The 7,042-nt window shown below is 52.5% G+C and carries 7 protein-coding genes; 5 read left to right on the top strand and 2 right to left on the bottom strand.

Annotated features, from left to right (window positions below; translation table 11 throughout):
* Window positions 1-127: 127 nt before the first annotated feature.
* The 4 genes from FFI61_RS17150 to FFI61_RS17135 all read left to right on the top strand — a co-directional run bounded on the left by FFI61_RS17150 (window position 128) and on the right by FFI61_RS17135 (window position 3,451).
* Window positions 128-874: an ArnT family glycosyltransferase gene (locus FFI61_RS17150; protein ID WP_227715028.1), complete on the top strand. Its 747-nt coding sequence runs from the start codon at window positions 128-130 to the stop codon at window positions 872-874.
* Window positions 875-1,003: 129 nt separating this feature from the next.
* Window positions 1,004-1,357, top strand: coding sequence for a YkgJ family cysteine cluster protein (locus FFI61_RS17145; RefSeq protein WP_200371858.1), 354 nt, complete (start codon window positions 1,004-1,006; stop codon window positions 1,355-1,357).
* Window positions 1,358-1,360: 3 nt separating this feature from the next.
* Complete coding sequence (locus tag FFI61_RS17140; RefSeq protein ID WP_227715027.1) at window positions 1,361-3,070, top strand: protein adenylyltransferase SelO; 1,710 nt, start codon at window positions 1,361-1,363, stop codon at window positions 3,068-3,070.
* Window positions 3,071-3,175: 105 nt separating this feature from the next.
* On the top strand, window positions 3,176-3,451 hold the full coding sequence (locus FFI61_RS17135) for a DUF6172 family protein (RefSeq protein WP_200371857.1): 276 nt from the start codon (window positions 3,176-3,178) through the stop codon (window positions 3,449-3,451).
* Window positions 3,452-3,525: 74 nt separating this feature from the next.
* Here the strand turns inward: FFI61_RS17135 and FFI61_RS17130 are convergent, their stop codons facing one another.
* Both FFI61_RS17130 and FFI61_RS17125 read right to left on the bottom strand, forming a co-directional pair.
* Window positions 3,526-4,071: a hypothetical protein gene (locus tag FFI61_RS17130; RefSeq protein WP_200371856.1), complete on the bottom strand. Its 546-nt coding sequence runs from the start codon at window positions 4,069-4,071 to the stop codon at window positions 3,526-3,528.
* 17 nt (window positions 4,072-4,088) lie between these two features.
* Complete coding sequence (locus tag FFI61_RS17125; protein ID WP_200371855.1) at window positions 4,089-4,922, bottom strand: hypothetical protein; 834 nt, start codon at window positions 4,920-4,922, stop codon at window positions 4,089-4,091.
* Between the two features lie 248 nt (window positions 4,923-5,170).
* Here FFI61_RS17125 and FFI61_RS17120 point away from each other — a divergent pair, with 248 nt between their 5' ends.
* Window positions 5,171-6,901, top strand: a complete 1,731-nt coding sequence (locus FFI61_RS17120) for a bifunctional diguanylate cyclase/phosphodiesterase (protein WP_200371854.1) — start codon at window positions 5,171-5,173, stop codon at window positions 6,899-6,901.
* Window positions 6,902-7,042: the final 141 nt, after the last annotated feature.

The raw sequence follows: 7,042 nt of genomic DNA, 5'->3' as shown, positions 1-7,042 counted from the left end.
GTGGGCGAATACGTCGGCAAGACTTACATGGAATCAAAGCAGCGCCCGGTGTACCTGACAGATGAGGTGATCGAAAACCTGAGTGGTACACGCCAACAGGCGCATCGTAAAACAACGAGGGTGCGACATGTCAAAGCGGTTTAATGTTTGGCTGCTGATCCTGGTTGCTGTGCTGGTTAGTCGCTTTATAGGCATGGCACTTTTCCCTTTTGCCGATACCACCGAGTCGCGTTACGCGGAAATTGCCCGCCTGATGGCGGAAACCGGTGACTGGATTACGCCGTGGTTTGAGCCCGGCGTACCTTTTTGGGGTAAACCGCCCTTGTCGTTCTGGACGCAGGCGGCGGCCATCAAGGTTTTTGGTGTTTCGGAGTTTTCGCTGAGGTTTCCGGCCTGGCTGGCAACGGTCGCTATGGTGTGGCTTGTTTGGCGACTGGCGCGGCAAATCTGGAGTGTGCAGGTTGCTCAATGGAGTTGCCTGGTTTTCGCAACCATGGCGCTCACTTACATCAGTGCTGGCGCCGTTATGACAGATGCCTTCCTGGCATTGGGTACAACCCTTACTCTCGTCAGCTTCTGTTTGGTGATGGCAGGAGAGGGAGGTCTGTGGCGATGGATTTTCTTTCTTGGAATGGTGATCGGGCTCCTGTCCAAAGGGCCGTTGGCCATCGTTCTGATCGGAATTCCTATCGTACTTTGGTTATGCCTTTCGTGGCGGGAAGCGGCGAATAACCTGCAGCGACTGCCTTGGTGGCGAGGCATCCTGATGACGGCCGCTCTGGTCTGCCCCGCATTGATGGCCATGCCACCCAACCAGGGGCCGATCGCATTGGCCAGGGAGAATATGATCAGAACGACGTTCCGGCGAGAATGAATCACCGTTGCAGGTGTGGGTTCAGGTATGAAATACAAATTTCCCGGATTGGTAAAGTGGCAGCCGGGCATTGTATCTTAGGGCATACCTACATACGACAAGTGGCAGAGAGCCAAACGGTGATCATCAATGTATCGTAATCGAGACATCATCGCGCGACTGCGCGAGCGTATTCCAACGTTTGAATGCGTGAAGGGATGCCACGACTGCTGTGGCCCGGTGACAACGTCTTCAGAAGAAATCTCCCGCCTGCCCGTTAAATCAGCTGCAGAACATGAAGCGGCATTGAAGGAGTTCAATTGCGTACACCTGGGGCCAGATGGATGCACTGTGTACGAGGAGCGCCCGCTGATATGTCGGCTGTTTGGCACAACACCCCGCATGCCATGCCCCCGCGAACGTCGCCCGGAAAACATGGTTGATCCGGAAACCGAGCGGCAGGTGCATCACTATATTGCTACAACACGGCAGGTGCTGGTTTAAGCTATGCTCACAACCCTCAATGAACTGGCAAAACTCGCTGATTTTTCGCTGATGGACACGATGAACTGCGACCCGGAGGCGAACCCGGACGGGCAGGATCACGAGCCAAGACAAGTCTTCAGTGGCCACTATGTTCCGGTTGCTCCGACGCCCATAGAAAGTCCCGAATACGTGGCCCACAGTTTCACTCTGTTTCGCGAGCTAGGTCTTGCCGACGAACTGGCGCAGTCTGCTGACTTTATGCGTGTGTTTTCAGGCGACCTGTCGTTTGTTCCAGCGCCCATGCACAAAACGGGGTGGGCTTGCGGCTACGCCTTGTCTATATATGGCACCGAGTATGTTCAACAGTGCCCGTTTCAGACCGGTAACGGATACGGCGACGGCCGTGCCATCTCGGTTTTGGAGGCGGTGATCAGCGGTCAACGCTGGGAAATGCAGTTAAAAGGCGGTGGCCGCACACCCTACTGTCGTGGCGGCGATGGCCGGGCCGTTTTACGTTCCAGTGTTCGGGAATTTCTCGCACAGGAGCATATGCATGCGCTCGGCGTTCCCACGTCACGATCATTAAGCTTGTACGTGTCGAAAACGGAGAAAGTCAGGCGGCCTTGGTATTCTGAAGGCTCACGGGCACGGGATCCGGATATGTTGGTATCAGACCCAGTGGCGATCACAACCCGGGTGGCACCATCATTTATTCGTGTCGGCCAACTCGAGTTGTTCGGGCGTCGAGCCCGAAAAAATGAACACCCGAAAGCCCTGGAAGAACTCGAGCAGATTGTGTTGCACCTGATTGCACGTGAATACCATGCAGTAATTGAGCATACCCTGACAACGCCTGATAAGGTTGTGGCGCTGGCACAGGAATTTCGCAGTCGGCTCACGTCATTGGTGGCGAATTGGATTCGGGTCGGCTTCTGCCAGGGCAACTTCAATAGCGATAACTGTGCTGCCGGCGGCTATACTCTGGACTACGGCCCCTTCGGCTTCTGCGATGCTTTCAATCCACGTTTTCAGCCCTGGACGGGCGGGGGAGAGCACTACTCATTTTTGAACCAGCCAATGGCCGCCGAGGCTAATTTCCACATGTTTTGCGTGGCCTTGCGCCCATTGTTGGCTGCGCACCCGCAATGCCTGCAACAACTCGACGAAATCAGAGAGGGCTTTGCCGGAGTTATGCAGACCGAGATGGAAAAGATGTGGGCAGCCAAGCTTGGGCTGGATAAATTTAACCCGGAGTTGTTTCGCGGCTTGGCTGTACTGATGGCGCAAACACCAGTGGATTACACGCTATTTTTCCGTGAGCTTTCAGAGCTGCCGAATGATATAGGCCCGCTGCAAAAGAGTTTTTATAAAAGCCCGGCTTACCAGGCGGAATCAGAAAGCCTGGACCAACGTTGGGCTGCGTGGCTTGGCCAGTGGCAAGCGCTGCTGGGTAGCAACACTTCGAAAAGCACAGCCTCTGTGCGCTCTGGAGAAGAGATTTCCCGCGAGATGAAGCGTGTTAACCCGAAATACAGCCTGCGGGAGTGGCATCTGGTGCCGGCGTACCAGCAGGCGGCAAAGGGAGATTACAGGCTGCTCCGAGAACTGCAGGAGGTGATGACGCAGCCATACGCCGAGCAAACGCAATACGTTGAAGATAAGTACTACCGGTTGAAACCTCTGGAACTCTTCGGCATTGGCGGCGCTTCCCATTACAGCTGCTCATCTTAATATCCGGATCTGCTATTGTTGGTAGAAACTCACCATAGCCTTTACACTGCGCGCCATTGAACCAAGCCAGCATTCGCAGTGGCTGCCCATTCCAGCAGGATTCCAATGAAAAAGACCTTTAAGCTAGACCATCCTAAAATTAAAGTGCCGCGCCTTGTCGATTCTATCAAGCACGACATCAAAAAGTTTTTGAAGAATGAACGTAAAAAGCCCCTGCCAGAAGGCGTGAAATACTGGGGTTTCGATTGCAAGTTTGGTCAATCAGAAGAAACGGCAGTTGAGGTGGAGCTTTCGTCTCTCACAAGCCGCATCGACGATCTTGTTGAAAATAGAATTATGACAGTTTATGTGGAAATCACGCCAAAGCCGATGGCACGCTAAAGTTAGTCAGTAGCCTCCCGTAGCAACGCAAAACCGCCTTTTATCAGGCGGCTTTGCAGTTACTCGAAAGCGCTCTACATTGGGTGCTTTCCCTTACTTCCAATGTAAAGAACGTTGCTCTGAAGCTGTCGGTGGGCTTTGGGGGGTACGTTGTTCTGTACAGATATAATAAGCCCCGGTACAGAAGGTGAGGTAAAGATGGTCGCGGGCCCCAGGGGACTTCCGTCTTGCTCCCGCTCTACTTCTTTTTGTTTCCAGCTGTTACCCACACATGCCTGAACGAAGTTCTTTGTTGCAGAATAACGCTGTTCGGCCACTTCACTTTGTGGCGTGGTTGCCGAGCAGGAGTAGGCTAATTCACCACCCGCCCACTCCCAAATTTCGCAATGCCCTTTAACCAGCTCCACCTTGGCACTGTATAGCTTGAAAGAACGGTAGTTGGATCCGGAGCCTTTAAACTTGTCGAATCCGTTCTCGTAATCCGCCGCTATGGCCTTAAGGCTGGCACAGGCATCATCAACACCAAGCTTGGGTGAGCCGCCCACCGCACAACCTGTTAGTGAAAGTGTGCCGACGCTACAGACGAGCAGGGCCCTGAAGAGTGCAAGACGCTTGTGCATTGTTGGTCTCTCTGGTTTTAGAAGAAGAATGCGCCGTATAACCGGGCACCGCGATAAAGATCATCTACCCGGCCTTTGAACTTTGTGTCGTTCACATCAACAGCGATAGCAAGACGCGATAGCGAAGCACCAAGTGCAAAGCTATCAAGTGCGCGATATTCCAAGCCTACCTGGATATCGAGTAGTGAACCACGAACCTTGTCTTCAAAGTCGAAGTAGAAACTGTCAGTACGGAATCTGGCGGTCAGGCGTGGTGTAACCGAATAGTCCATTCTAAACCCGAAGACGGGCATGGGGGCCGTCGTCGATGCAGCTTCTGTGATTCCCCCGACAGCGGATACCAGTTCGACCTCATAGTCCAACACGGTGAGCCCTGCAGATATTGCCAGCTCAACTTTGTCCAAGTGGTAGAAACTATATCCATACGCCAGCTTGTAAATGTTGTTTTGAATTCGACTGTCCACCTGGTTGCTCGTCGAAAATGTTCGATCCTTGAACGTGAAGCTTCTGTTCAATACCTGGCTGCCTTTGCGCTCCAACTGGAACGCTCCCAACTCGATTCTGTGGTGGTCTGTGAACCGGTAATAAAACTCCAGGGTTGGGGTGGTTATTGCGGAGTCGCCATCCAGGTCTTCCTCAAAGTCGATCGTCGTGCCAAGCCCCAAGTTGGAGCCGCTAGCAGAAAAGGTTGTGTCCGAATCAAAAACGAACAATGCACCGAGTTGAAGCATTCCACGGTCAGGAGGGGTGGTTCTGGCATCAAGTGTGGCCGAGTATGCCGGTGTTGAAGCAAGGGCAGTGCCGATTGCAACGAATGCAAAGGTGATTGGCAGCAGTTTTTTAATTGTCATAAATTCAGGCCTCTGAACGTTCCGTGGAGTGGCAGCACGGCCTGACCAACAAGTGAATGTACTTACTATTAATTTAGTATAGCCCCACCCATTCGCAAGAAAAGTCATGAACAAGTGCACCTTGGAGACACCAGGAACAAATGGCAACATGAGCGGCTAACGTCAGTCATTAGTATTCCCTCCTGTAGTAGGGTAAATTCCCACGAAAGATTGAAACGTTGAGTCAACAACTTCGGCCGCACTTACCAATGCTCCTAACCGACAGTGTCTACGAGCGTGTAGCTCAGAACATGAGTGATTTCGTGGCGCTCCATTCATTGGATGGGCTTTATGTATGGGTCAGCCCATCCGTAAAAAGGATTCTCGGCTACGACCCAGAGGAGCTTGTCGGAACAAACCCTTATGACCTGTTCCACCCGGACGACAAGACACTTATCCGAAGTAAAACCCATCAGCCCGCGGTAACCGGGGAAGGAAATATCCGGATCCGTTATCGCATCCGCCACGCTTCGGGAAAGTACATCTGGTTCGAAACGCTAACCCAGCCAATCGAGAATGACAAAGGTGAAGTTCTGGAGCTTCAGACGATATCCAGAGACGTCACAGAGCAGGTCAGTCTTGAGCACGAACTGGCCAAGAGTGAGGCCCTATATCGGGTTGCTATGGATAGCCTGGAAGAAGGGGTTGTTGTCCATGACGAAGCAGGCCGAATCATCGCGCACAACCCACGGGCAGCCGACATCCTTGGCATGAGCACAGATGAGCTAGCGGGCAGGGCGCCTAGAGATCCGCACTGGCAATCAATACACCCCGACGGGACTCCATTTCCTCCAGAGGCGCATCCTGCGTCGATTACTCTGCGTTCGGGAGAGGCATGCAGCAAAGTGTTGATGGGTGTTCATAATTCCCAATGGAACTCATACCGCTGGATTTCCATCAATTCACGATCAGTCCACTCTGAAGGTTGTGAAGAGCCTGGGCGGGCCAAGGTGGTTGTTTCATTCAACGACGTTACTGAGCAAATAGAGCGGGAGAATCAGTTAAGGCGATGGTCTACGGTCTATCGATTCAGTGGCGAGGCAATTGTTATTGCCGATGCCAATGGCGTGATTAAAGACGTAAACGAATCATTCTTGCGCATTATTCGGAATAACAGGGCCGCTTGGGTTGGCCGGCGTCTTGATGAGATTTCCCTGGATAGCCGTTCCGAAGATTTGTTTGCGTCGACTATCTGGCCAGCATTGGAAGCGGATGGAAACTGGCGCGGAGAGTTATGGCTGCGGGACGCAGAAGGTGGCATTCAGGCTACGTGGGCTGCGATAACGAAAGTGAATAAAACGGAAAATGCAGCCGCTCATTTTACACTAATTTTGAGCGATTTTTCCGAACGCAGCATAAAAGACGAAACGCTACGGTTTTATGCAGGCAATGATTCACTTACCAAATTGCCTAACCGGCTTCTCCTGAGCGACCGATTTAAGGTTGCTTTGAATACCTCCATTCGCCAAGGAACGACGTTTGCCTGCATGTACCTTGATCTGGACAGGTTCAAACCGATCAATGATCGTTATGGTCATGCAGTGGGTGACATAGTTCTTCAGGTGATTGCCCAGAAAATATCGAGCATCGTGCGCTCTATGGATACCATTGCACGCATCGGTGGCGATGAGTTCTTCGGGATTGTTGTTGGCCTGGAACAAGAGAGCGAGTATTGCGCAGTGGCTGAGCGTATTGCTAAAGCCATCACTGAGCCTCTGGATGTGCACGGACACATCATCAGCGTTGGTGTAAGTATCGGAATAGCCCTGTACCCAGAGCATGGACAAACCCAAAAATCCCTGATGGAAGCCAGCGACGCAGCTATGTTTGAGGCCAAACGCAAGGGGCTGACTGTGGCATTGGCAGTAAGCCTGAGAGGGGACGATAGCAGGCCGGTGGATCATCCACCGGCCAACCGCTTGAGTCGTCGACAGTGTTAACCGTTGTCAGCCGATGAATTTACCTGTGAGGCGCAGAACCCATGTGAGCTTCGAGCCAGCATTCTCTATAGAGCTTTTCCGAGAGAGTCAATTGCCCAGTCTTAGTGACTGATTAGCGCATGACGCCCGAATAGACCCTGA

This window comes from Marinobacter sp. DY40_1A1, from assembly GCF_016597815.1.
GTDB lineage: Bacteria > Pseudomonadota > Gammaproteobacteria > Pseudomonadales > Oleiphilaceae > Marinobacter > Marinobacter xiaoshiensis.
The sequence above is the reverse complement of the archived record's forward strand: the minus strand, read 5'-3'. Positions and strand labels throughout refer to the sequence as shown.